Origin of the sequence: Granulicella sp. L60, from assembly GCF_009765825.1 — a bacterium.
Taxonomy (GTDB): domain Bacteria; phylum Acidobacteriota; class Terriglobia; order Terriglobales; family Acidobacteriaceae; genus Edaphobacter.
Map to the genome: position 1 here is coordinate 42,504 of NZ_LMUR01000022.1, position 22,393 is coordinate 64,896.

The 22,393-nt window shown below is 58.2% G+C and carries 23 protein-coding genes; 13 read left to right on the forward strand and 10 right to left on the reverse strand.

What is annotated here, in order from left to right; all coding sequences use genetic code 11:
- Position 1: 1 nt before the first annotated feature.
- Positions 2–1,630: a 2-oxoglutarate dehydrogenase, E2 component, dihydrolipoamide succinyltransferase gene (sucB, locus tag GSQ82_RS21150; protein ID WP_158794295.1), complete on the forward strand. Its 1,629-nt coding sequence runs from the start codon at positions 2–4 to the stop codon at positions 1,628–1,630.
- 86 nt (positions 1,631–1,716) lie between these two features.
- On the opposite strand, the gene GSQ82_RS21155 is transcribed toward sucB, so the two are convergent.
- From GSQ82_RS21155 to GSQ82_RS21180, 6 genes are all read right to left on the reverse strand, one after another.
- Positions 1,717–2,025 (reverse strand): hypothetical protein, encoded by a 309-nt coding sequence (locus tag GSQ82_RS21155; protein WP_158794296.1) that lies wholly within the window; start codon positions 2,023–2,025, stop codon positions 1,717–1,719.
- The gene (gene purK, locus GSQ82_RS21160) at positions 2,026–3,207 is read right to left on the reverse strand and encodes a 5-(carboxyamino)imidazole ribonucleotide synthase (RefSeq protein ID WP_216847149.1); all 1,182 of its coding nucleotides are present in this window, start codon (positions 3,205–3,207) and stop codon (positions 2,026–2,028) included.
- Entirely contained in the window at positions 3,204–3,722 is a 519-nt protein-coding gene (gene purE / locus GSQ82_RS21165) for a 5-(carboxyamino)imidazole ribonucleotide mutase (protein WP_158794297.1), read from the reverse strand. The genes purK and purE overlap by 4 nt, the downstream gene beginning before the upstream one ends.
- A 49-nt stretch (positions 3,723–3,771) precedes the next feature.
- On the reverse strand, positions 3,772–4,029 hold the full coding sequence (locus tag GSQ82_RS21170) for a hypothetical protein (RefSeq protein ID WP_158794298.1): 258 nt from the start codon (positions 4,027–4,029) through the stop codon (positions 3,772–3,774).
- A gap of 54 nt (positions 4,030–4,083) precedes the next feature.
- Complete coding sequence (locus tag GSQ82_RS21175; RefSeq protein ID WP_158794299.1) at positions 4,084–4,548, reverse strand: hypothetical protein; 465 nt, start codon at positions 4,546–4,548, stop codon at positions 4,084–4,086.
- An 85-nt stretch (positions 4,549–4,633) separates the two neighbouring features.
- On the reverse strand, positions 4,634–4,885 hold the full coding sequence (locus GSQ82_RS21180) for a hypothetical protein (RefSeq protein ID WP_158794300.1): 252 nt from the start codon (positions 4,883–4,885) through the stop codon (positions 4,634–4,636).
- Between the two features lie 279 nt (positions 4,886–5,164).
- Between GSQ82_RS21180 and GSQ82_RS21185 the strand changes: the two genes are divergently transcribed.
- The 3 genes from GSQ82_RS21185 to GSQ82_RS21195 all read left to right on the forward strand — a co-directional run bounded on the left by GSQ82_RS21185 (position 5,165) and on the right by GSQ82_RS21195 (position 7,439).
- Positions 5,165–5,500 (forward strand): hypothetical protein, encoded by a 336-nt coding sequence (locus GSQ82_RS21185; RefSeq protein WP_216847150.1) that lies wholly within the window; start codon positions 5,165–5,167, stop codon positions 5,498–5,500.
- A gap of 49 nt (positions 5,501–5,549) precedes the next feature.
- On the forward strand, positions 5,550–6,104 hold the full coding sequence (locus GSQ82_RS21190; protein WP_254061829.1) for a DinB family protein: 555 nt from the start codon (positions 5,550–5,552) through the stop codon (positions 6,102–6,104).
- Between the two features lie 144 nt (positions 6,105–6,248).
- Entirely contained in the window at positions 6,249–7,439 is a 1,191-nt protein-coding gene (locus tag GSQ82_RS21195; RefSeq protein ID WP_158794301.1) for an alpha/beta hydrolase family protein, read from the forward strand.
- On the opposite strand, the gene GSQ82_RS21200 is transcribed toward GSQ82_RS21195, so the two are convergent.
- Complete coding sequence (locus GSQ82_RS21200; RefSeq protein ID WP_158794302.1) at positions 7,436–7,582, reverse strand: hypothetical protein; 147 nt, start codon at positions 7,580–7,582, stop codon at positions 7,436–7,438. The two genes, GSQ82_RS21195 and GSQ82_RS21200, sit on opposite strands and share 4 nt — an antisense overlap.
- A 254-nt stretch (positions 7,583–7,836) precedes the next feature.
- Between GSQ82_RS21200 and GSQ82_RS21205 the strand changes: the two genes are divergently transcribed.
- From GSQ82_RS21205 to GSQ82_RS21220, 4 genes are all read left to right on the forward strand, one after another.
- On the forward strand, positions 7,837–8,241 hold the full coding sequence (locus GSQ82_RS21205) for a hypothetical protein (protein ID WP_158794303.1): 405 nt from the start codon (positions 7,837–7,839) through the stop codon (positions 8,239–8,241).
- Between the two features lie 9 nt (positions 8,242–8,250).
- On the forward strand, positions 8,251–9,516 hold the full coding sequence (gene glyA / locus GSQ82_RS21210) for a serine hydroxymethyltransferase (RefSeq protein WP_158794304.1): 1,266 nt from the start codon (positions 8,251–8,253) through the stop codon (positions 9,514–9,516).
- Positions 9,517–9,724: 208 nt separating this feature from the next.
- Positions 9,725–10,213 carry a DUF4126 family protein gene (locus GSQ82_RS21215; protein ID WP_158794305.1) on the forward strand — a complete coding sequence of 163 codons (489 nt, stop codon included), beginning with the start codon at positions 9,725–9,727 and terminating at the stop codon, positions 10,211–10,213.
- Positions 10,214–10,413: 200 nt separating this feature from the next.
- On the forward strand, positions 10,414–10,623 hold the full coding sequence (locus GSQ82_RS21220) for a hypothetical protein (RefSeq protein WP_158794306.1): 210 nt from the start codon (positions 10,414–10,416) through the stop codon (positions 10,621–10,623).
- 48 nt (positions 10,624–10,671) lie between these two features.
- On the opposite strand, the gene GSQ82_RS21225 is transcribed toward GSQ82_RS21220, so the two are convergent.
- Both GSQ82_RS21225 and mltG read right to left on the reverse strand, forming a co-directional pair.
- Positions 10,672–11,559 (reverse strand): DUF4292 domain-containing protein, encoded by an 888-nt coding sequence (locus GSQ82_RS21225; protein WP_254061830.1) that lies wholly within the window; start codon positions 11,557–11,559, stop codon positions 10,672–10,674.
- A gap of 158 nt (positions 11,560–11,717) precedes the next feature.
- Positions 11,718–12,701: an endolytic transglycosylase MltG gene (gene mltG / locus GSQ82_RS21230; protein ID WP_158794307.1), complete on the reverse strand. Its 984-nt coding sequence runs from the start codon at positions 12,699–12,701 to the stop codon at positions 11,718–11,720.
- Positions 12,702–13,354: 653 nt separating this feature from the next.
- Between mltG and greA the strand changes: the two genes are divergently transcribed.
- Together greA and GSQ82_RS21240 are read left to right on the forward strand one after the other, a co-directional pair.
- Positions 13,355–13,837 (forward strand): transcription elongation factor GreA, encoded by a 483-nt coding sequence (gene greA / locus GSQ82_RS21235; RefSeq protein WP_158794308.1) that lies wholly within the window; start codon positions 13,355–13,357, stop codon positions 13,835–13,837.
- A gap of 66 nt (positions 13,838–13,903) precedes the next feature.
- Entirely contained in the window at positions 13,904–14,539 is a 636-nt protein-coding gene (locus tag GSQ82_RS21240) for a CDP-alcohol phosphatidyltransferase family protein (RefSeq protein ID WP_158794309.1), read from the forward strand.
- Positions 14,540–14,908: 369 nt separating this feature from the next.
- Here the strand turns inward: GSQ82_RS21240 and poxB are convergent, their stop codons facing one another.
- On the reverse strand, positions 14,909–16,645 hold the full coding sequence (gene poxB / locus GSQ82_RS21245) for a ubiquinone-dependent pyruvate dehydrogenase (RefSeq protein ID WP_158794310.1): 1,737 nt from the start codon (positions 16,643–16,645) through the stop codon (positions 14,909–14,911).
- A gap of 60 nt (positions 16,646–16,705) precedes the next feature.
- Between poxB and GSQ82_RS21250 the strand changes: the two genes are divergently transcribed.
- The 3 genes from GSQ82_RS21250 to GSQ82_RS21260 all read left to right on the forward strand — a co-directional run bounded on the left by GSQ82_RS21250 (position 16,706) and on the right by GSQ82_RS21260 (position 22,311).
- Positions 16,706–17,626, forward strand: coding sequence for an isoaspartyl peptidase/L-asparaginase (locus GSQ82_RS21250; protein ID WP_158794311.1), 921 nt, complete (start codon positions 16,706–16,708; stop codon positions 17,624–17,626).
- A 45-nt stretch (positions 17,627–17,671) separates the two neighbouring features.
- Positions 17,672–18,382 (forward strand): endonuclease III, encoded by a 711-nt coding sequence (nth, locus tag GSQ82_RS21255; RefSeq protein WP_158794848.1) that lies wholly within the window; start codon positions 17,672–17,674, stop codon positions 18,380–18,382.
- Between the two features lie 224 nt (positions 18,383–18,606).
- Positions 18,607–22,311 carry a TonB-dependent receptor gene (locus tag GSQ82_RS21260; RefSeq protein ID WP_254061831.1) on the forward strand — a complete coding sequence of 1,235 codons (3,705 nt, stop codon included), beginning with the start codon at positions 18,607–18,609 and terminating at the stop codon, positions 22,309–22,311.
- Positions 22,312–22,393: the final 82 nt, after the last annotated feature.

Consider the following 22,393-nt stretch of genomic DNA (forward strand, 5'->3'; position numbering starts at 1 on the left):
CATGCCGACCGACGTAGTCATGCCCCAGATGGGCGAATCCATCACCGAAGGCACCATCACCAAGTGGCTCAAAAAGCCCGGCGACACCGTCCAGCGCGACGAGCCCCTCTTCGAAATCTCCACCGATAAAGTCGACGCCGAAATCCCCTCACCTTCCGCCGGCACTCTGAAAGAGATCAAGATCGCCGAAGGCACCACCGTCCAGATCAACACCGTCGTCTGCACCATCGAGGAGTCAGCCTCCACATCGGCCCCCTCCGCCTCATCCGCAAAGGCCGAAACAGCCGCCACTCCCGCCGCAGACAGCGCTACTCCTGCTGCCGCCGAAACTCCCGCAGCCGCTCAGGGCAATACCCCCACTCCAGGCGGTCCTGGCACCGAGGTCCTGATGCCCCAGATGGGCGAGTCCATCACCGAGGGCACCATCACCAAGTGGCTGAAAAAGATCGGCGACACCGTCCAGCGCGACGAGCCCATCTTCGAAATCTCCACGGACAAAGTCGACGCCGAGATTCCCTCGCCGGTCGCTGGCATCCTCTCCGAGATTAAAGTCCCCGAGGGATCGACCGTCCAGATCAACACCGTCGTCGCCGTCATTGGCGGTGGCGCCGGCAAGTCATCTGCAGCCGCTCCCTCCGCACCCGCAGCCGCAGCACAAGCCGCTCCTGCTCCTGCTTCCTCCGCCACGGTCTCCGCATCGGAAGGTGAACGCGTTCGGTCCTCGCCGTTGGTCCGCAAGATCGCGAAAGACAACAACGTCAACCTTGCGCAGGTCCCAGGAACCGGAGCCTCTGGCCGCATCACCAAGACGGACATCCTCGGCCACCTCGAGCAGGGCCCGAAGCCGGTAGCAGCCGCTCCTGCTGCACCCGCATCCTCTGCTCCAGCGCCCGCCGCAGCCAAGCCTGCAGCACCTCAGCCGCAGCCCGGCGAACTCGTCCCCATGTCCAAGATGCGCTCCATCATCGCCCAACGCATGGTCGAGTCCAAGCGCACCAGCCCGCACGTCCACACCGTCTTCAAGGTGGACATGACCCGCATCGTCAAGCTCCGCGAGAAAGAGAAGACCAAGTACGAGCAGCGCAACGGCGTCAAGCTGACCTACATGCCCTTCATCACACGCGCCGCTATCCACGCGCTCCGCAAGCATCCTGTCGTCAACGGATCGATCGAAGGCGAGGCCATCCGCTACAACAAGAACATCAACATCGGTATCGCCGTCGCGCTCGACTGGGGACTCATCGTCCCCGTCATCAAGCAGACCGAAGAGAAGAACTTCCTCGGCATCGCCCGCGCCATCGTTGATGTAGCTGACCGTGCCCGCGGCAAAAAGCTCGCACCCGACGAGATCTCCGGCGGCACCTTTACCCTCACCAACTCCGGCATCTTCGGCGAGCAGTTCGGCACTCCCATCATCAACCAGCCGCAGAGCGCGATCCTTGGCATCGGCGGTCTGAACAAGGAAGCCGAAGTCCTCACCGACAAGGACGGCAACGACTCCATCGCCATCCGCTCCATCCAACGCTTCACCCTCGGCTTCGATCACCGCATCGTAGACGGAGCCGACGCTGGCAAGTTCATGTCCGACTTCAAAGCCTATCTCGAGAACTGGGCCGAAGACATCGGCTAACGCAGCCTCTAACTAAAATAAAAGAGCGGCAGACCTATAAGTCTGCCGCTCTTTTATGCGCTTCAGTCCGATACTTTGAAGTGCCGTTATGGCTCAATAAACTCGAAGAGAAATTCGTTTCTGGACTGGATATGCTCCGTCGCGATGTCGCATAACTCTTCCACGCTGTAATCCCAATACTCTTTGCGCGAAAAATCGAGGCAGTCTTCATTGCGGCATTCAAACGTATCCTCTGTTGAAGAGTCGAATGCGTCAATTCCCAGCAGCCGTATGTTCTTATGCTTGAATTCGCCGACAGCTTCGACAGCGACATCCGCCGGAAAAAGAAGAGTGCCTTCCCAATGAACTACCCGGTCACCATAATCTTCCAGAAAGCCGAAATCTATATCATCCATCTACAACAACCTCTTTGCCTGTAGTACCAGCTCAATGGCTTCTTCGGTGCTGCTGCCGACTGCGGAAAGATGCCCCATCTTCCGCCCCTTCCGCGGCTTGTGCTTCTCGTACAGATGCAGCCTTACGCCCGGCACCGCCAATGCAGCATCAAATCTCGGCTCCCTCACTGCGCCATCAGCTCCAATCCATAGATCTCCAAGCAGATTCGCAATCGCCGCAGGCTGCACAATCTCCACACCACCCAGTGGAAGATCGCACACTGCCCGCACCAGCTGCTCGAACTGTCCCGTCACGCAGGCCCGCACACTCGCGTGATAGCTGTTGTGCGGTCGCGGAGCCAGCTCATTCACCAGCAGCTTGCCGTCCGTCGTGCAGAACATCTCCACCGCCAGCACTCCTTCAAGCTGAAAGGTATCCGCAATCGCCTCTGCAATCTCCCTGGCCTCGGTCTCCATTGCAGAGGGGATGGGCGCGGGTATCACGCTCCACTCCAGTATCTGATTCTCGTGATGATTCCACGCCGGCGGATAAACCTTCACCTCGCCATTGGGCGCGCGCGCCACCAGCACCGAGATCTCCCGCTCCAACTCCACCGCCTTCTCTACAACACCAGCCCCTTCACCCAGAGCCTCCCACGCACCCCGAATCTCATCTTCGACATCCGCACCCGCTGTAAACCCGACCTTGCCCTGCCCGCGCCCGTCATACCCTCCCGTGGCGCTCTTGCAGAAACATCGTCCTCCCAGTGCAGCCACAGCCTCTCGTAGCTGATCGAGCGACCGCACCGCCCGATAGTCGCCCAACGGAAATCCGTTCCGCTTCAGCCAGTCCTTCTGCTCGATCCTGTCCTGAATGATAGCCAGCATCGCGCCGCCCGGCCGCACCGGAGCGTAACTCGCCGCCGCCTCCATACTCCTCGGCGAAATCTGCTCAATCTCCAACGTGACCACATCGCAGCCGCGCGCAAGATTCGCCGCCTCCCGCGAATCGTCCCATCCAGCCTCGATGCATCCATCTACTACAAACCGCGCCGGACACGCCGGATCCGGATCGAGCACAAGAATCCGATAGCCCATCGCACGAGCCGCCATCGCCGTCATCCGGCCAAGCTGCCCACCACCAAATATCCCGATCGTAGCACCAGGCAAAATCGGCTTCGCTGTCACAGAACCAGAGCTCACGCGCCGACCTCATCTTCCCCGACAACCTGCGCCAGAACCTCATCCCGCCGCACCGAGCGCCACGCGATCAGCTTCTCCTGCAGCGCCGCATCCGTAGTCGCCAGCATCGCGACAGCCAACAGCCCTGCGTTCATCGCCCCAGCCGCGCCAATCGCCAGCGTCCCAACCGGAATCCCCTTCGGCATCTGCACAATACTGAGCAGCGAATCCATCCCCTGCAGCGCCGTCGCGGGTATCGGCACGCCCAGCACCGGCACCACTGTCTTGGCCGCAATCATCCCCGGCAGATGCGCCGCCCCGCCAGCTCCCGCGATGATCACGCGCAACCCCCGCCCCACCGCTCCATCTGCATACTCAAACAACAGATCAGGCGTCCGATGCGCCGAAACCACCCGCACCTCATGCGCAACGCCGAACTCCTTCAACACCTCAACGGCGTTCTTCATCACCGCATAATCATTGCGGCTTCCCATCACTACTCCAACCAACACACTACCCTTCAGCGCGGCATCCATCGCACGATTATACGGTTTTACCCCAGGACACCGCGCCCCGCATCTGACTCTATTGCTTCGCCCACAGGCTGGCATTCAGGCACATCACAACCCCGTCGATCATCGTGCTCAGACCCTGGGTAAACTTCTCCGGCTCAGCGATATGCTTCATCGTCACAGCGTCCGCCATGTTGATCGCCGCCCCCACAATCTCCACCGCCGCCGCCTTCTTCTGCTCTCCCGTCTCCGCTCCAAACATCGCCTCTGTCCCCTGCACCACGCCGGGCAGTAATGCAATCGCCCGTAAAAATAGCTTCAGAAAATTCATCTCTTTCTCCCGTCGACATTTTCTTCTCGACATCGAACTTCATAGTCAACTCATCTAGCGTCGAAAATAATCAATCGCCAGATGAAACATGGCCAGCGCCGTTCCCACAGCACCAACCAACCCCTTCATGCGCTGAACGCTCCGCTCATGCTGATGAACCCTCTCCTCCAGCTCTGTAATTCTTCCCGGCTGTCCGATTCCAATCAGCTGTTGCATCTGACTCTTCAACACACTTAACTCCGCTACTACAACTCTCTCGCGCCCTACCGTGCCCACCAGCCCACCCTCTACGCCGTCCGCTGCGGCGCCGCGCTCCTCCTTCGCTTCGTCGACTTCGACGAGGGCCGCCTCATCCTTCGCCCCTACTCCCGCGACTTCCCCGTCCAGCTCCTGCCCCTCGCCACCCACGAGACCCCAGCCGACTACATCATCGGCCGCGTCTGCCTCATCTTCTCCGAGCTCTAACCCACTTCGTGGGGTGTATACCGCGTCGCGCAGTCCTCCCGTTGGTCGGCACAAAGATTTAGGCGACCAACGGGAGCCGCACCCGAAGGGATACACAAATCACACGAAGTGATCGCCGCCCGCGCAGGGCGACCGGCCGTCAGGCCACCGCAAGCTCAAACTCCGCCGCCGCAACACTCCGCACCTGCTGCTTCCACTCCCCCAGCGACCGGCTGAGCAGCGAAGCCGCGCAACCCTCGCCGCACAGAACGATCACATCCCTGCTGCGTGCAAGCTCTCCATCCCACGGCATAAAACTGATTCCTCGCGGTGTAACCCTGGCCAGAACCCAGTGATTGCTCGTCTTCTTCTGTACACCGCAGAGGCACGTAAATAGAGCGATAGCTGCCATAATGTGCTCCTCTGTCTCCGAATGTGTCGGACTTTTTGTGTGCTACATCTTGCATAGGAAGCAAGTCGAAGACCAGCCGCGCACCCCGGCAACTCATCCCCTGTTTTCAAGACCATGCACAGGCTCCACAGCGAAGATCAATCCCAAACATGCGCGAAAACTCCCCAAACATAGGAAAATCTCTTCCACTCTCCCGACCCATCCCTGCGCACGCAATCCGCCTGCCAACCATCGCGCAAATAGATGGCGCGAGTCCCCAGTGCTACCCTAATCCCAGCAATGAACCTCAGAATCGCAGCCATCCGCTCCGGCACCGATCCCGTCCGCAAGCTCTCCATCGGCGCCTTCGAGCGCTGGCTCGAGACACCCATCCTCTGCCCCAAGTGCGACGCCTGCTACAACCTCGCCGTCGACTACGACCAATCCAACGACCGCTGGTTCCCCGAGAACTCCCGCCCCCTCATCACCCTCCTCAAGAAGGCCATCCACCTCGGCCACAGCACCGACCACCGCATCACCCACTTCGAGACCGAAGGCGTCGTCGTCGAGAGCGTCACCCGCCCCGCCCCGCCAACTCCTGCGCCACCACCCCCCACCTCCAAAACAATTCACTAGTCCCCTTCGCCAGCTTGAGAGCAAAGCACCAAAGAGGCATCATGGAAGCATGGCGAGCATGACGAAGTTCAACGTACCCGACGCTGTCGCAGTTCTCACCCGTACTCCGGAAACGCTACATTCGCTCTTACACGGCTTGCCCAGCATCTGGGTGCATAGCAACGAGGGCAACGATACCTGGAGTGCGTTCGACATCATGGGCCACCTGGTCTTCGCGGAGCGTAGCGACTGGATGCCGCGTGTGCGCATCCTGCTGGAACACGGCGAAACGCGACCCTTCGATCCCTTTGACCGGTTCGCGCAATTGAATGCGAAACAAGAGAAGTCGCTGGACCAACTCCTCGACGACTTCGCCCTCCTGCGTCGGGACAATCTAGCCGCTCTAGCCGCGATGAATCTACAACCGGAGAGCTTAACCCTGCGAGGAAAGCACCCGGCCCTCGGAGTCGTAACGCTATCGGAACTTCTGGCCACATGGGCCGTTCACGACCTCACGCATCTGCACCAACTCTCCCGCGTGATGGCCCACCAATATCGCGACGCAGTCGGTCCCTGGAGCGCCTACCTGGGCGTGCTGCAGTGTACTGGACATAGCGCTTCGTAGGCATCGAATGCCAATAGCACTGCTCACAACGCGAGGCACGATTAAAACCACAATACAAATCGATTGCCAATATCCTGCAGTGTTCGAACTACCTGCGAATCAATAGCCCCGTTGCTCACTCCGGCACCTTGGTAAACTGAACAGATGCTCTCAAAGCTCTACGCGAAGTGGATGTACGCCTGGGAGACGGCTCTCACCACACGCGACACCAACCGCATCGTCCGCCCGCTCGAGTGGGGCTTCGACTGGCTCAAGGACTTCAGCCCCCTCGCCCTCGCCGCCGACCCGCACCTCAGCGACTACGACCGCATGATCGCCATCAACCGCGACATCGTCGCCCGCGCCGACGAGTTCTTCGGCTACACCACCCCCACCGACTTCCGCCTCGAGCGCCGCCACCCCCAGCTCTTCCCCACCAACGTTCGTCCCGAAACCCTCGAAGAGGACGCCGAACTCAAACGTCAGGCCGACACCGGCGAGATCGAAGAGGCCGACTTCCTCCGCTTCACCTCACCCGTCCGCAGCCTCTATCCCGAGAACGACACCGTCAACGCCCGCTGGTATCCCGCCCATCCCGAGACCGTCAAAGGCAAGCCCAAACAGGCCATGATCGTCATGCCCCAGTGGAACGCCGACGCATTCAGCCACAACGCCCTCTGCACCCTCTTCAACAACTTCGGCGTCTCCTGCCTCCGCCTCTCCAAGCCCTACCACGACATCCGCCGCCCCGCCGAGCTCGAGCGCTCCGACTACGCCGTCAGCTCCAACGTAGGCCGCACCACCGAGGCCTGCCGCCAGGCCGTAGTCGATATCCGCAGCGCCGTCGACTGGCTCGAATCGCAAGGTTACGAACAGTTCGGCGTCCTCGGAACCAGCCTCGGCAGCTGCTACGCCTTCATCGCCGCCGCCTTCGACCCACGCATCCAGGTCTGCGCCTTCAACCACGCCTCCACCTGGTTCGGCGATGTCGTCTGGACCGGCCAAAGCACACGTCATATCCAGGCTGCCTTCGAAGAGGCAGGCCTTACACAAGATCAAGTCAGAGAGATCTTCAGCATCGTCAGTCCCATGTCCTACATGGATCGCTTCGCTGCAAACCCGAAACAGGTGTTAGTCGTACACGCCACCTACGACCTGACCTTCCCGCTCAAGTACTCGCGCGACGTCCTCACCAACTTCGATGCCCTGAAGATAGATTATGTTTCAAAGGTCTTACCGTGCGGCCACTACACCACCGGCGAAACACCCTACAAGTACATCGACGGTTGGTATCTGGGCTCCTTCGTCTATAAGGCATTCAAGCGCCTTGCGCAACGCAAGCCCACAACCCTTTAGCGTCCGTCGCGTTCAAACTCAAACGGTCGCAACGCCTCTCCAAAGTGACGAGACTCTTCTTCGCGCGTCCCGCTTCGCCGTACCAAAAGACACGGAATAATCACCATCATCAAAAACACCAGCGCAACGTAGAAGACCTGCATAGGAGTGATCCTTTCAAGTTCTAGCCTGCTTATAGGAACGCATGCAGCCCTCAATGGATGCCTCAATCAATCCTTTATTCCAAACTAAAAACTAAGTCTCCAAGTCCTCAGCATCTTCAACACCCGTTCGCATCGCGAGCACACACGGAGCCATGATCACCCCAAGAAAGCTAACAATAATCAGTACGTCATGCATGGCATCCATCCTCTCTACATCGCCAGAGCTGTCCCGACTATAGGCCGAAAGAGAAGAAATGTATGCAATATTTTGCATACATTACGCAATCGTACGGTACTTGCTTGGGGGTTGGTCCAAGGTCTTTGCTTCTGAGGTAACCCAAGGCTTTAGCCTTGGGCCTCCCACCCAGCTCAAGAATGGGGCTTCAGACCTGGGGTATGCCTTCTTGTCTGCCACCAACGATCCCAAAGCGGTTCCGAACTCCCACCCCAAAAATAAACTTGAAAAACCTGTCATACTTTTCCCCTCCCGGATGGTGTCCGCTTCACTACCATCTCAGCCACACTATCCACCACAACTCACCAGCAAATCACCACACCAAAACACGCATATTTTCAAAACACCCCTCAAAAAACACAGCAAAAACGAAAAACCCCACCCCAAAACCCATCCCGAAAAAAAACGCAAAAGCGTGACATAAAATAACCCCATGCCTATCGACTTAAACGCCACGCTGGCCTCCTCCGACCCCGACATCGCCGCCCAGATCGAGAACGAGGTCAAACGCCAGCACGAAGGCCTCGAGATGATCGCCTCCGAGAACTTCGTCAGCCGCGCCGTTCTCGAAGCCGCAGGCACCGTATTCACCAACAAATACGCAGAGGGCTACCCCGGCAAGCGCTACTACGGCGGCTGCGAGTACGCCGACGTCGTCGAAGACATCGCCCGCGACCGCGCCAAACGCCTCTTTGGCGCCGAGCACGCCAACGTGCAGCCCCACTCCGGCTCCCAGGCCAACGCCGCCGCCTACATGTCCCTCCTCTCTCCAGGAGACTGCGTCCTCGGCCTCGACCTCGCCCACGGCGGCCACCTCACCCACGGCCACAAACTCAACTTCTCTGGCAAACTCTACCGCATCGTCGGCTATCAGGTCCGCAAAGATACTGAAACCATTGACTATGACGAGCTCGAAGCCACAGCCCTCCGCGAAAAGCCCAAGGTCATCGTAGGTGGCGGCAGCGCCTATCCACGCCAGTTCGACTTCCCCCGCATGCGCGCCATCGCCGACAAAGTAGGCGCCTCGCTCATGATCGACATGGCCCACTTCGCTGGCCTCGTCGCCGGCGGCGTGCATCCGTCCCCGGTCCCCCACGCCCACGTCGTCACCTCCACCACTCACAAAACCCTGCGCGGGCCGCGTAGTGGACTCATTCTGTGCAGTCAGGACCTGGCAGCCAGTATTGATCGCAGCGTCTTCCCAGGCCAGCAGGGCGGCCCGCTGATGCACATCGTCGCAGCCAAGGCTGTAGCCTTCAAAGAGGCCCTGCAACCGGAGTTTGCGGCCTACGCCCAACAAGTCGTCACCAACGCAAAGGTGCTCGCAGAGACCATCGCAGCCGAGGATTATCGCATCATCTCCGGTGGAACCGACACCCACGTGATGTTGATCGATGTCTTCCAAAAGGGAATGCTCGGCTCAGAGGCAGAGCACGCTCTGGGAGAGGCTGGAATCACCGTCAACAAGAACGCAATCCCCTACGACACCAACCCTCCCATGAAGCCTAGCGGCATTCGAATCGGAACCCCCGCACTCACCACACGCGGGATGAAAGAGCCGGAGATGCGCGTCATTGCAGGCTGGATCGCACAAGCGCTCGAGCATCGCTCGGACGAAACCAAGCTTCGGCAGATCCGCGGCCAGGTGCTTGAGATGGCGGAAAAGTTCCCGCTCTATGGTTGGTTGCGCCAGGGATAAAGCGCTGGAAGACCATCTCTCCGACACCTGCACCCCGCAACGCACAATCAGAACCCTGAGAGATGCTTTTCGTTTCAAAGACTGACGTGTACCTTGTTGGCATGCGAAGAACCGCAAAGGTGCGCGTCGTTTCGTTGCCAGCAACTTCTTTGCTCTCCCTGCGTCAACCCTGTCTTGCATCTCAACTTTCAGACGGGAGGAGACGCTGATGGCAATGGTGATGATCACATGGCTGATAGCGATTCCGCTGCTCGGTGTGGTGACGGGTATGCGGACGTTCACGCCGATGGCGGTGCTCTGCTGGTTTGCATACTTTGGCCATCTGCCGGTGCAGGGGAGCTGGGCAGCCTGGACGGCTAAGCTCGCCACGGCGATCATCTTCACGGCTCTGGCTCTGGGCGAGTACGTTGGAGACAAGCTCCCTAAAACGCCGAATCGCATCGCTCCAGGCCCATTAGTCGCACGGCTCGTGTTCGGTGGTCTCGTCGGTGCGATCGTGGCAGAAGCGCTGGAGGGTTCGGGCGTCGAGGCGGTCATTCTGGCGCTCGGAGGCACGTTGATTGGGGCCTTCGCCGGATTCCTCATAAGGCGTGAGATCGTCTCTCAACTGGGCACTAGGGACTGGCCGGTTGCTCTGCTGGAAGACATCAGCGCCATTCTATGTGCCGTCCTTGCTATGGGTGTGATTACGGGATAGCTGGCAGACCATCGCCTTCTGCATAAAATCCGTATTTTTCAGATAATTTGCTCAAATTTGGTCTAGTCGAAGCTACCGTTCGCGGAGTAGCATTTGCGGTACCAACCACCCTGTCGCCCATAAAGCACCGATGGTATGGGAAAGATCAGGTCGGGAACGGCGAGTTCTTTGGGCTCCATGGAACGCGCAAGGAGGTAGGTATGTCGAAGAGCTTCATACGAATTGTTTTGACGATTCTGATGTATGGAGGCATTCTCGTCTTCCTGTTCCCTTACTTTGCGGGGACGATCACCACCGGCATCCTCTTCATGATTCTTGGTGCTAGCACTGCCGTGATCTGCGGACTTCTCCGTTGCTATCTGACGGAGGGAGATTGCGGAAGAATCCCGCACACCGGCCGGGATTGGTAATCGCAGGCAGCGACATAAGACTGAAGCCAGCATACGCATGGGCTAACTCTAGTTCATGTTCTTGATGGGAACGCTCTCTGGAATCTTCAACTCGAACTGGTCGTTGTCGAGTTTCTGATTCAGAGTGAGCTTCGTAATCGTGATGGACAGGCTGTACTGATCAGCAGGGCGCTTGATCACGATCTTCATTGGAAAGGGCGTATCGCCGAACGTTTGGTAGTTGCTGTATAAGGCGCGCGTGACCACCCTCGTACCCTCAGGGTCGTATATATCCTGCTGGTAGGGCAGCAGGTTTGAGCGGCTGATGTGAATAACGCGGACGGTATGGGCGATCTGCCCCTTTGGCTGAGCCAGGATCTCGAGGTCGTAGTCCGGCTCCTCGATCAGGTCTTTCTTGTTGTTCTCGTTCGCAATCACCCGCGTGTCCGAGGTCAGAGAGACGATCTGGTCAGTTCCCAGTCCCCGCACCAGCAGAGAGTCGAAGAAGACGGCGGGGCGCAGGTTTTCGAGCCCGTTCTGCGACGGCTTGGTCACCTCGCTAGTACCGGTCATCGCAAGATTACGCCGGGGAATCCAAAGCTTCCAGGTCTTGCCGTCGCTCACCATATCGAGCGCCTGGGAGCCGAGCACTGGGACGCGGAGGAGGACGCGAAGGTCCTCCGGTTTTCGAAGGAAGATGTATCCGCTAAAGCTGGGGTACTCGGTCTCGTGGCCCTGTAGGCCGCCGCCAGTAGTTGCGGCGATCTCCACTGAGGCGTTGATGGTTTGGATGGCCTCGAACCGTGTGCCTACCTGCTTGAGGAGCTGGTCCATCGTTGCATCAAGCACGATGTCTGCAGGACGTGTCTTGGGGACACTTCGGACGTGAGTCAGGCATCCGGTGAGCGCCGGAGCGAGCCCTACCAATCCGACTGCTAACGCTTGTTTTATCCTCATCAACACAAACTTCAAGTATATCTTTCCCGGCGTGGATCCTCGCAGAGGGAAAGCGAGGCCATCTAAACTCTATGTCTTTATACGTGTTAGATGTCAAAGGGTTCGGGGAAGCTTCTCATAGTTTCGCGGGGAGCCCACTGCAAACTGTGGGCTCTGCCTCATGGTTTCTGGGCGTGCCGGTAGGCCTGAACCTGCTCCGCATGCTCCTTGAGATCTACGGAAAAACGTGTGTGGCCGGACGCATCGCTCACAAAATAAAGGTAATCAGTCTCGCTTGGCTTGATGGCTGCGTGGAGAGCGGCCAGCCCAGGATTGCAGATAGGACCAGGCGGAAGGCCGGTGTGTTTGTAGGTGTTGTAGGGCGAGGGAGATTGGAGATCGGAGGCATAGATCGTCCCGCGCCAGCGATCTTCAAGCAGGGCGGCATAGACGACGGTGGGGTCTGTGGCGAGCGGCATGTTGCGGGCGAGCCGGTTGACGAATACGCCTGCAACGACGGGGCGTTCGGCGTCCTGGCTGACCTCTTTTTCTATGAGTGAAGCCATCGTGACAGTGCGGAGGATGTCGCCGCTTAGACCAAGTTCGGTGGTCTTCTGGTGGAAGCGTCGCACCATCACCGTAAGGATCTGAAGCGGTGTGCTGTGACGGGAAAACTGGTAAGTATCGGGGAATAAAAAGCCTTCAAGAGAGGCCGGGTGGTGGGTGCTATCGGACAACAATGGGGTGACCAGTTCGACGTGCTGGCGCTCGGCTTCGAGGAAGGTGCTGCGAGAGCCAAGACCTGCGGCCTCAACGGCTTGCGCGATGTCGAAGATGTTGTAGCCCTCGGGAATGGTCAGAGTTCGGGTATAAACGTCTCCTCGCAGGAGGCGTGCGTAGACCTCGGTCATCGGTACGGGGTGGTCGAAGCGATACTCTCCGGCTTTGAGTGTGCCACCTTTGATGAGGCGGAGGAGATAGAAGCCGTATTTGTTGCGGACGACGCCGTGGGCCTGCATTCGGGCGGCGATGGCTTCGGTTCCGGTGCCGGGCGCGATGTCGACGAAGGTCTCGGAGGAGGGGCCGTAGGGGGCGTAGACGACGTAGCCGGCGATAGCGGCGGCGATGAGGAGAAGCAAGAGCAAAGTGCCGAAAAACTTCAAATTCTCGCCTCCCAGGGCGTGCATCGAGACGTACGATATGCATCGCCGATCAATTGCCGGTTAGACGCCGAAGCGTGATCGTCCTGACTATTTTACGGTGCGGCGTTACAGATCAGAGGGTGCCGGAGGAGCATCTGGATGCGGATTTTTGCGGATTAAGTTGGGTTGTGGTGGAGGGTGCGGTTTTAGAGGGGGTTTGCGTGTTTGGGTGGCGTTTTTTGCTGGTGAGTTTTGGTAGTTAGTGTGGTGGAATGTGGTGCGTTGCTGGTGGGTTTTGTGGTGGGGTGAGAGTACGACAGGTTTTCGGGATTTATTTTCGGTTGCTTGAGTTTCGTACTTGCGAGGCTTCGCGCTCACCTTAACAAGACATCAGCACGGATGCTTTGAGAGCCGGTCGCGCGATTTGGAGAAGCTATGGCCATTGAGTTTTGGCCCTGCCATGATGAGGCGGAAGGGAACGCCCGGCGAGGTAGGTTGGGAGCTGATTTTGCGGTGGCTTTTGGAGGGTCGGACGAATCGGTGGGATGGATCTGATGGTTCCGGGTAAGACGAATCGAGGGGTTTGCCCCGCTCGCATCGTATAATCAAGCTTTGAGTTCAGCGCGTTGCCGCACGAGTATCTGCGAGCACGCCAGCTTCATCCGGAAGGCCCCATGCCAGAACAAGTAAAAAAGAGGCTTGCAGAAGAGATTAAGTTGCTGGAACACGAACTGACGACGGAGCTGCCAGCCGAGATCAAGAAGGCAGTCGCGCTCGGCGACCTGAGCGAGAACGCGGAGTACCACATGGCGAAGCAGCGCCAGGTGTTCGTGAATGCGCGTCTCGGCCAGCTGAAGAAGCGGATGGGCGAGCTGGCGATGGTCAACCTCGTCAACATTCCCAACGATAAAGTCGGCTTTGGCTCGCGGGTAACGGTCTTCGATTCAAGCAAGGACGAGGAGATCAAGTACCAGCTGGTGACGAGTGAAGAGTCCGACGTCTCCAAGGGGCTGATCTCGACGACGTCACCGATCGGCCGCGCGTTGCTGGGTAAAAAGATCGGCGACAGCGCCACGGTGATTACGCCGAACGGCAAGCGGGAGCTTGAGATTCTCAAGTTGCTCACGATCCACGATGCTCCCGACGAAGAAAACTAACGGCACGCCCTCGGGCGTTATTGATGGAGCGGTAAAGACGGGGCTTTCTCCCCTGAGGGTAAGTTTTTGACCTGGACAAGCGCATTCGGCAAAGGCAGCGGCTGGCTGCTGCAGAAGATCGTCAACGGTCTCGCTCTCACCCGTATCTCTCCGAACGCGCTTACGTTCATCGGTCTCGTCATAAACATTATCGCCGCGTGTTTCTTCGGCTTCGCGCGCTCGTATAACGCGAATCGGATGTTTTTCTATGCGGGTCTGATCATCATTGGGGCGGGCGTCTTCGATATGGTGGATGGCCGCGTGGCGCGCAAGACGAACCAGGTCTCCGTCTTCGGTGCGTTCTTCGATTCGGTGATGGATCGCTACTCGGATGTTGCGATCTTCTTCGGTCTGTTGATTTACTACGCGCGTGGAAACCGTCTGTTTTACGTTGGGCTGGTTGCGTTCGTGATGACGGCTTGCGTGATGGTGAGTTACACGAGAGCGCGCGCAGAGGCGTTGATTGGAACGTGCAAGGTTGGATTCATGGAGCGGCCGGAGCGCATCGTCTGTGTCATTCTCGGCGCGCTGTGCAATCGGTGGGGCGTGATGGCTCCCGCGCTGTGGGTGCTGGCGCTGTTTGCGACGCTTACGGTGATTCACCGGATTCGATATACGTATCTTGAGACTGAGCGCCGCAAGCTAATCGCCCAGGCAAAGTAGCCGCGTCGCCCCACGCGAAGAATTGCTAGGTTGTAACGACATATTCGAGCGATGCTGCAGTGAGTGTGGACCTGGACAAAGTTCCCTCAGAGGCTGAAGCCGCCCCCTTCAAAGACAGAATTACGCAAGCCATTTTCCCGTAACCCCCGCGCTTTAAGAAGCCGCGCCCCTTCCCAACTGGGCTATCCAGCTTGAGGAAGAACAGGCAAAGGCAAAAGCAGATCCCTGCGGGATGACAAACAAAGGGACAAGCAACGACAAGCAACGACAAGAACAAGAGCAACGGTAACAGCAGAACAGCCGCAGATCCCCTGCGGGGATGACAGACAAAGAACAGAACAAAGCAGGACTGGAATTTGTCGATACAACCTACGACAGGATGCGCTGGATTACGTTCGTTTTGGCGAGATCGATAATCTCATCTCCACGTCCGGTTAAGACGCTCTTTGCTAAATAGAGCGAGAAGCCTTTCATCTGGTCGAGGCTGATCGTCGGCGGCATGGATAGCTCCAGGCGATTGACCATGACCTCTACCAAGGCAGCGCCCGGAGTGGCGAAGGCGGTTCGCAGGGCTGCTTCGAGGTCGTTGGGTTGCTCCACGCGAACGCCGTGGATGCCGATGGCGTTGGCAAGGGCGGCGAAGCTGGGATTGTTCAGGTCGGTGGCGTAGCTGACGATGCCTGCGGCCTTCATCTCCAGTTCCACGAAGGCGAGTGCGCCGTTGTTGAAGACGACCATCTTGATGGGTAGATTCTGCTGGCGGAGGGTAAGGAGATCGCCGAGCAGCATGGCGATGCCGCCGTCGCCGGAGAGGGTTACGACTTGCCGGCCAGGGTAGGCGGCCTGCGCTCCAATCGCCTGTGGCACTGCACATGCCATGGAGCCGTGGGAGAACGATCCGAGAAGACGGCGCCTGCCGTTCATCGTGAGATAGCGGGCGGCCCATACGGTGGGGGTGCCGACGTCGCAGGTGAAGATGGCGTCGTCGGCTGCGAGTTCGTCGATGAGCCTGGCGACATATTGCGGATGGATCGGCATCTTGTTTTTGTCCGCTCCGGCTAGATCGTGCAGACCTTCGCGAACTTTTTTGTAGTCCTTGACCATCGCGTCCAAATGGGCGCGGTCTGTCTTTTTTTCGAGAAGAGGAAGCAGAGACGAGAGCGTATCTTTCGCCGATCCGACGAGGCCAAGATGGACTGGGGTTCGGCGGCCGATCTGGCCTCCGCGAATGTCGATCTGGATGACCTTCGCGTGTTTGGGAAAGAACTGCTGATAGGGGAAGTCGGTTCCAAGCATCAGCAGGACGTCGCAGTCTTCCATGGCGTGGTAGCCGGAGCTGAATCCGATGAGGCCGGTGAGGCCTACCTCGTAAGGGTTGTCGAACTCAATGTACTCTTTACCGCGAAGTGCGTAGACGATGGGTGATTGGAGGGCTTCGGCTGTTGCGATCAGCTCGGCATGAGCCTCTTTGCAACCTGCTCCGCCGAGGATGGTCACTTTTTTTCCTGCATTCAGAATCTCTGCGGCTTCGCGCAGTTCGTCGTCGTTAGGGCGGACAACGGGCTTCGCCATCTTTATGGGCAGAACGCTGCGTCCGTCGGGCGCGCTGTGCAAGAGGACGTCGCCAGGCATGACGATGACGGAGACAGCGGACGAGTTGATGGCGGTGCGCATGGCGATCTCGAGGAGCCGCGGCATCTGCTCCGGGACGCCGACCATCTCGCAGAAGTCGCTGCACTCCTTGAAGAGATTCTGCGGATGGGTCTCCTGAAAGTAATTTGTACCGATCTCCGCGCTGGGAATGTGGGCGGCGATGGCGAGCACGGGGACTCGGCTACGATGACAGTCGAAGAGGCCGTTGATGAGGTGCAGATTGCCAGGCCCGCAGCTGGCTGCACAGACGGCGAGCGAACCTGTCAGGTGGGCGTCGGCTCCAGCGGCGAAGGCGGCGACTTCTTCGTTGCGCACATGAATCCATTCGATGGTTCCGTCCTCGCGCAAGGCGTCGGTGAAGCCGTTGAGCGAGTCTCCGGGAAGTCCGTAGACACGTTTGACGCCGGCGTTCTTTAAGCTTTCCACCATCAACTCTGCGACTGTCTTTGCCATAGGCTCCTCGGGGGATGTGGGTGTGCTGCATTAAGGCTGATCCCGTAGACTTGAGATGCAATGAAGACGCAATCAGTTCTGTTAATTCATGGTGGGGCGTGGGCGATGCCGGATGATGCCGTGGCCGCTCACGAACGCGGTATCGCAGATGCACTTGCTGCGGGGTATAGCCTGCTGAAACGCGGCGGCTCCGCAGTGGATGCGGTAGAGGCGGCGGTGGCGGTGATGGAGGACGACGAGACCTTCGATGCGGGGCGAGGCTCGTTTCTGACGCAGGATGGCAGGGTTCAGATGGACGCGCTGCTGATGAACGGTGAGAATCTGCGGACGGGCGGCGTGGCTTGTGTTGAGCGGTTGCGAAATCCGATACGCGCTGCGCGGTTGGTGCTGGATAGGTCGCCGCATGTTTACTTCGTCGGGACCGGGGCGGAAAGATTTGCACGGCAACACGGGATGGCGCTCTGCGACAACATGGACCTGGTGATTCCGCGGGAGCAGCAGAGGCTGTATAAGGCGCAGGCGGATGAGTTGGCAGGGCTGCGGGACGAGACTTTTTCGGGAAGTCTTGATTCGCACGATACGGTGGGTGCGGTGGCGCTGGATGTGCACGGCAATATTGCGGCAGGAACGAGCACGGGGGGGACTTTGAATAAGGCTCCGGGCCGGGTGGGGGATTCGTCCTTGATTGGTTGTGGCTGCTATGCCGATAATCTCTCCGCGGCAGTGTCGCTGACGGGGTGGGGAGAGCCGATCATGAAGCTGGTTTTGGGCAAGTGGGCGGTGGATCGCGTTGCTGCGGGTGGTTCTCCGCAGGACTCTGCGCAGGACGCTATTGATTATCTCTACAGCCGGCTGGGCGGGCACGGCGGCATCATTCTGCTGAGCCCGGACGGACGTATAGGGTTGGCGCACAATACGCCTCGGATGGCCTGGGGCATTCAAAACGCAGAGGGTTCGCAGATTGGTGTTACGCGCAACTAAGGCCTGGGTCGCGGTGGATGGCGAAGCGGAATAAAATTGAGTGCGATGCAAGCTGCGCCTCTATTTCTCGACACGCGTCTCGTAGAGATTCATCGCCGTTTGCTGGCGTACTACGGTCAGCCTGCAGCGCGGGATGTGTGGGATCCGCTGAAGCAGTTTATCTACTCGATGCTCTCATCGCGCACGAAGACAGAGGTTACGTTTGAGGTTGTGGCTCATCTGCAGAAGCACTTTGGAAGCTGGGAGGCTCTGCGTGACGCTCCGCTGGGCGAGATCGAAGAGGCGATCCGGGGAGTGACTTTTCCTGAGCAGAAGGCAGTGCATCTGAAGCAGGCGCTGGAGCAGATTGCGCAGCGATGCGGCAGGCTTTCACTGGATTTTCTGAGTAGCTATCGGACCGACAAGGTTCGCTCGTGGCTTGAGGGTTTCGATGGAGTGGGCGTAAAGACCAGTGCTGCGGTGGTGAACTTCAGCTCGCTGCGCAGGAGGGCGATCTGTGTCGATAGCCACCATCTGCGGGTGACGCAACGGCTTGGCCTCGTTGGTAAGAGCGCCGATGCTCGCGAGACGGAGGATCGTCTGATGGAGATGGCGCCGGTCGAATGGTCGCCGGTGATGCTTGATGAGCACCATACGCTGATCAAGACTCATGGACAACGGATATGTACTTTTAAGCAGCCGAGATGTACGATTTGTCCGCTGCTCGAGCTTTGTCCCACGGGCGCGGGCGCGGTCGGTTCTTCGCGGGCAAGTTGATTCATGCGCCTGGTTCGAGACCGGGCAGCGGCCGGCGGCGGTAAATTCCACAAAACAAACTACGTTGGCGAGACCGTAGAGGGGGAATCGGCGCGTATATCGCTTCTAAGAGCTTTCCACTTGCTTACTGAATGGTCATTCATGTAGAACATCGCGTCGCTAAAGCAGTGGGCCTGGCCGTTGCGAACGCCTGAGCCTCTCTGATGGCACAGGGAGCATCACCGATGTTTATTTACAAATTGCAGCGCTTCACATACTGCGTTCTCGCCGTCCTGCTCATGCTGGCGAGTGTTTCTTCTGTGACCGTCGAAGCTCAAAACATCTCTACGGCAGAGCTTCATGGGACAGTCCACGACCAGACTGGCGCGGTGATTCCGAATGTCTCTGTCACCATTACGAACGAATCCAAGGGCTTCTCTCGTACTGCGACCAGCGATGGTCAGGGCAACTATCAGCTCCTTCTGCTGCCACCGGGTACCTATACCGTCAGAGCGACGGCTGCGGGTTTCAATACCTTCGTCAACGACAGGGTCGTTCTGACGACAGGTGAGCAGGCTGAACTTCCACTGTCGCTATCCGTGGGCAGCGCTCAGGTCGTGACGGTCAGCTCCGGTGCTGACGTTATCGAGACGCAACGCAGCTCTCAGTCCACCACCGTTGACCAGGTGCGCATCGACAACCTGCCCACCAACGGCCGTAACTACATCAACTTCACACTGACTAACTCACAGATCGCTCGTGATGCGGCTCCGTCTGTCGGCGCCATTCCGACCTCGGGGCTGAACTTTGGCGGTGTTCGCGCGCGTTCGAACTCGATCAATATCGACGGGGCGGACGCTGGGGACTACATCTCTGGCGGAACACGGTCCACTGTGTCGCAGGATGCGGTGCAGGAGTTCCAGATCATCACAAACGGGTTTGCTGCGGAGTACGGGCGCGCCTCGGGTGGCGTGGTGAATATTGTTACTAAATCAGGTACAAATGCGACGCACGCGAGCGCATTTGGGTTTCTGCGCAACCGTTATATTCAGGCGACCAATCCGTTTTCGACTGTTTATCAGCCGGCCTACACACGTGTTCAGGCTGGTTTTACTATCGGCGGAGCGATCATTCCGAACAAGACGTTCTATTTCTTTTCGACCGAGATCACGAGGCGACAGGAGACGGGATTTTCCGACATTGGTGCGAATAACTTCGGCCTTGCGAACATCGACGTCAGCCGTTTTTACAACGCTACCGCTGGCTCGATCATCATTCAGGGAACCCCCGAACAGCAGGCGTTTCTGCAGAATGCAGCAGTTCCGGCTGCTACGCCTGGTATTCAGCAGTACATCGCGCTTGTGGGGTCCAGCTCCTCGCTTGCAACGACGGGTAAGAATCCGGCTTTTCTCCAGCAGGTACCGGGGATCGGTGTGAACAGCTTCGCAACTTCCGGTCAGGTAATTCCAACTTCGTTTACGCCGCTCAACAGTCTTATCGGCAACTTCCCTGTTACGGAGAAGACGGAGATTTATTCGTTGCGCATTGATCACAAGATCACGAATAACCAACAGCTGGTGCTGCATGCCAGCGTCAGCCCAAGCTATATCACCGGTATCGAAGAAAACGCTGCGAACCAGAACTTTGGCGAGAATTCCTTTTCGCGTACTGCGACACAGAGCCTTCACGATGTTTCTATCGCTGGGCAGTACACACTCATCCTGGGAAGTAATAAGGTCAATGACCTGCGGTACCAGTTTGCGCGGCATCCGGTACGCTTTGCCAACACCAACTCTCCCGGTGGCGACAACACGGCGGTAAACATTCCTGGATTCGCTTACTTCGGAAAGACTCCATTCTCTGTCGTCGATCGCATCGAAGATCAGAACCAGCTACAGGACGACTTCACTTATACGCGTGGCAACCACACCTTCAAGACTGGTGTCGATCTGCGCTACATTCCGATCAACCTGCTGCAGGGCCAGTTGTATGGCGGCGGCGACTACAGCTTTGCCGCGCTGAACGCGACGGATGTCTCTTCTTCGCTCGCTGGCCTGCCAGGATTCTCGGCGATTCAGGCGTATGGTCTCGGCGTTCCGCAGTCCTTCGCGCAGGGCATTGGAAATACGAACTATAAATATGACCTCAAAGTACTCGGGGCGTTCCTGCAGGATAGCTGGCGCGTGAACAGTCGCGTCACACTCAACCTTGGTCTGCGATATGACATTGAAGCGTTTCCGACACAGCTCGGGTTGAACGCGAATACCACTGCGGCCGAGCGCGCCTATGGAATCCGGGAGGGCATTCGGCTGCAGGACACGAACTTCGCACCGCGCATCGGTCTTGCCTATGATCTTCGTGGCGATGCGAAGACCGTGCTCCGTGCGAACTATGGAATCTTCTACGATCGCGCGCCGGGAAATCTTGAGTCGCAGTCCACCAGCTTTAACGCCAACAAGGTACCGCTTGTGATTCTCGCGGGTGGGTCGCCCTGTTCTGTTGCCAGTCCAATTGCCGGTGCAAGTCCGTTGAACCTGAATGCGACGAATGCATTCCAGGGTTCGCTGGGGAATGCTAACTGCCTGGGTGCGAGCGCTGCGGGTCTGAACTATATTGCAAGCCAGCAGCGCTTCGATCCGAATAATTCAAACTCTGTCTTCGTAAACCAGAACTACCTTGCGGCAGGATTTCCGCTAGCCATTCTTCCCTCGGGCCTTCCGGCTGACCTGCACTATGAGACGCCTTATGTTCAACAGATCTCCTTCGGCATCGAGCAGGATCTTGGCCATGAGCTTACGCTCAACATAGCGTACAACTCTACCGGCGGGCGACATCTGAATCGTCCGATCAATGTGAATCCAGTGAATCCACAGCTGTTGGTCGCGAACTGGCGCAACGCTGTGAATGCGGTCAATGCAGGGACTGCGGCTCCTGGAACGGCGAGTCCTACGTCGAATCCTCTGACTGTTGCCACTGCGACGGGGGTGAATCCGTGTGGGGTGGGTCCTACTGGCCCGTTTGTGGCTCCTCCCTTGCTTAACTTCTTTCGTCGCTCTGGGCTTAATACATCGCTGGCGACTTTTCTCGCTAACCCTGCCGTTGGAGGAGGGCAGTGCGTTGCGTTAGCCGGCGAGATTGCAAGTGCGGATGGCCTCGGCGTTGGCCTGCCGGTTCCTTTTGGCGATATGACTCCTAACCTGACCACTGGAACCTCCGACTACAACGGGCTCAGCGTCAACCTGAAGAAGCGCTTCACGGCGAACTATGAGTTTCTGTTCAGCTACACGTGGTCGCACGCTATCGACGACTCGACCGATGTTGTTTCCACCTCTGACGCGCCGCAGAGTAACTTTGCGCCGAACGCGGAGCGCAGCATCTCCAGCTTCGACCAGCGTCATCGCTTCGTCCTTTCAGGGGTTTACAACTCTGGGCATGTCGGCGGCTCAGGCTTTATGCCTGCCTTCTTCTCGGGCTTCACCATTGCGCCCATCTTCGAGATCTCCTCCGGGCGTCCGTTCAACATACTTACAGGCTCTGACACGAACTTCGACTTCGACCCGCTGACGGATCGGCCTAACGCAGTTGCACGGGACAGCGGAACGACAAGCTGCGGTAATGCTCCGGTGCTGTCGAAGTATTCACCAACCGGCGCGTTGAACCTTCCCTGCTATATGGACGCGCCGCCAGATGCAGGCCCGGCCAGTAGCTACTATGCAGGTTCGCTTGGCCGCAACACGGGTATTAAGCCCTACACCGTGTTCACAGATCTGCGCATTGCAAAGGCTTTTACCTTCTCCCATGATATTGCCCTTCAGATCACTGCGGATGCCTTCAACATCATCAATAAGAACAACGTGCTTGACGTCAATCTCCTGTATACCGCGGCAGGTATGCCGACGGCTTCATCCGATCCCCGACAGTTTCAGTTCGGCGCCAGAATCTCTTTCTAGCAAGCACTTTTAATGCGCAGATCGCTTCGTCGGTTCACCGTCTCGAATGCCACCGCAATCTTTATTGCTGCATGATGCGCAA

Coding starts and splice junctions, on each gene's coding strand:
- sucB (WP_158794295.1), top strand. CDS start 2: ATGCCGACCGACGTAGTCATGCCCCAGATGGGCGAATCCATCACCGAA.
- GSQ82_RS21155 (WP_158794296.1), bottom strand. CDS start 2,025: ATGGATGATATAGATTTCGGCTTTCTGGAAGATTATGGTGACCGGGTA.
- purE (WP_158794297.1), bottom strand. CDS start 3,722: ATGGATGCCGCGCTGAAGGGTAGTGTGTTGGTTGGAGTAGTGATGGGA.
- GSQ82_RS21170 (WP_158794298.1), bottom strand. CDS start 4,029: ATGAATTTTCTGAAGCTATTTTTACGGGCGATTGCATTACTGCCCGGC.
- GSQ82_RS21180 (WP_158794300.1), bottom strand. CDS start 4,885: ATGGCAGCTATCGCTCTATTTACGTGCCTCTGCGGTGTACAGAAGAAG.
- GSQ82_RS21185 (WP_216847150.1), top strand. CDS start 5,165: ATGAACCTCAGAATCGCAGCCATCCGCTCCGGCACCGATCCCGTCCGC.
- GSQ82_RS21190 (WP_254061829.1), top strand. CDS start 5,550: ATGGCGAGCATGACGAAGTTCAACGTACCCGACGCTGTCGCAGTTCTC.
- GSQ82_RS21195 (WP_158794301.1), top strand. CDS start 6,249: ATGCTCTCAAAGCTCTACGCGAAGTGGATGTACGCCTGGGAGACGGCT.
- GSQ82_RS21200 (WP_158794302.1), bottom strand. CDS start 7,582: ATGCAGGTCTTCTACGTTGCGCTGGTGTTTTTGATGATGGTGATTATT.
- GSQ82_RS21205 (WP_158794303.1), top strand. CDS start 7,837: ATGTATGCAATATTTTGCATACATTACGCAATCGTACGGTACTTGCTT.
- glyA (WP_158794304.1), top strand. CDS start 8,251: ATGCCTATCGACTTAAACGCCACGCTGGCCTCCTCCGACCCCGACATC.
- GSQ82_RS21215 (WP_158794305.1), top strand. CDS start 9,725: ATGGCAATGGTGATGATCACATGGCTGATAGCGATTCCGCTGCTCGGT.
- GSQ82_RS21220 (WP_158794306.1), top strand. CDS start 10,414: ATGTCGAAGAGCTTCATACGAATTGTTTTGACGATTCTGATGTATGGA.
- GSQ82_RS21225 (WP_254061830.1), bottom strand. CDS start 11,559: ATGAGGATAAAACAAGCGTTAGCAGTCGGATTGGTAGGGCTCGCTCCG.
- greA (WP_158794308.1), top strand. CDS start 13,355: ATGCCAGAACAAGTAAAAAAGAGGCTTGCAGAAGAGATTAAGTTGCTG.
- poxB (WP_158794310.1), bottom strand. CDS start 16,645: ATGGCAAAGACAGTCGCAGAGTTGATGGTGGAAAGCTTAAAGAACGCC.
- GSQ82_RS21250 (WP_158794311.1), top strand. CDS start 16,706: ATGAAGACGCAATCAGTTCTGTTAATTCATGGTGGGGCGTGGGCGATG.
- nth (WP_158794848.1), top strand. CDS start 17,672: ATGCAAGCTGCGCCTCTATTTCTCGACACGCGTCTCGTAGAGATTCAT.
- GSQ82_RS21260 (WP_254061831.1), top strand. CDS start 18,607: ATGTTTATTTACAAATTGCAGCGCTTCACATACTGCGTTCTCGCCGTC.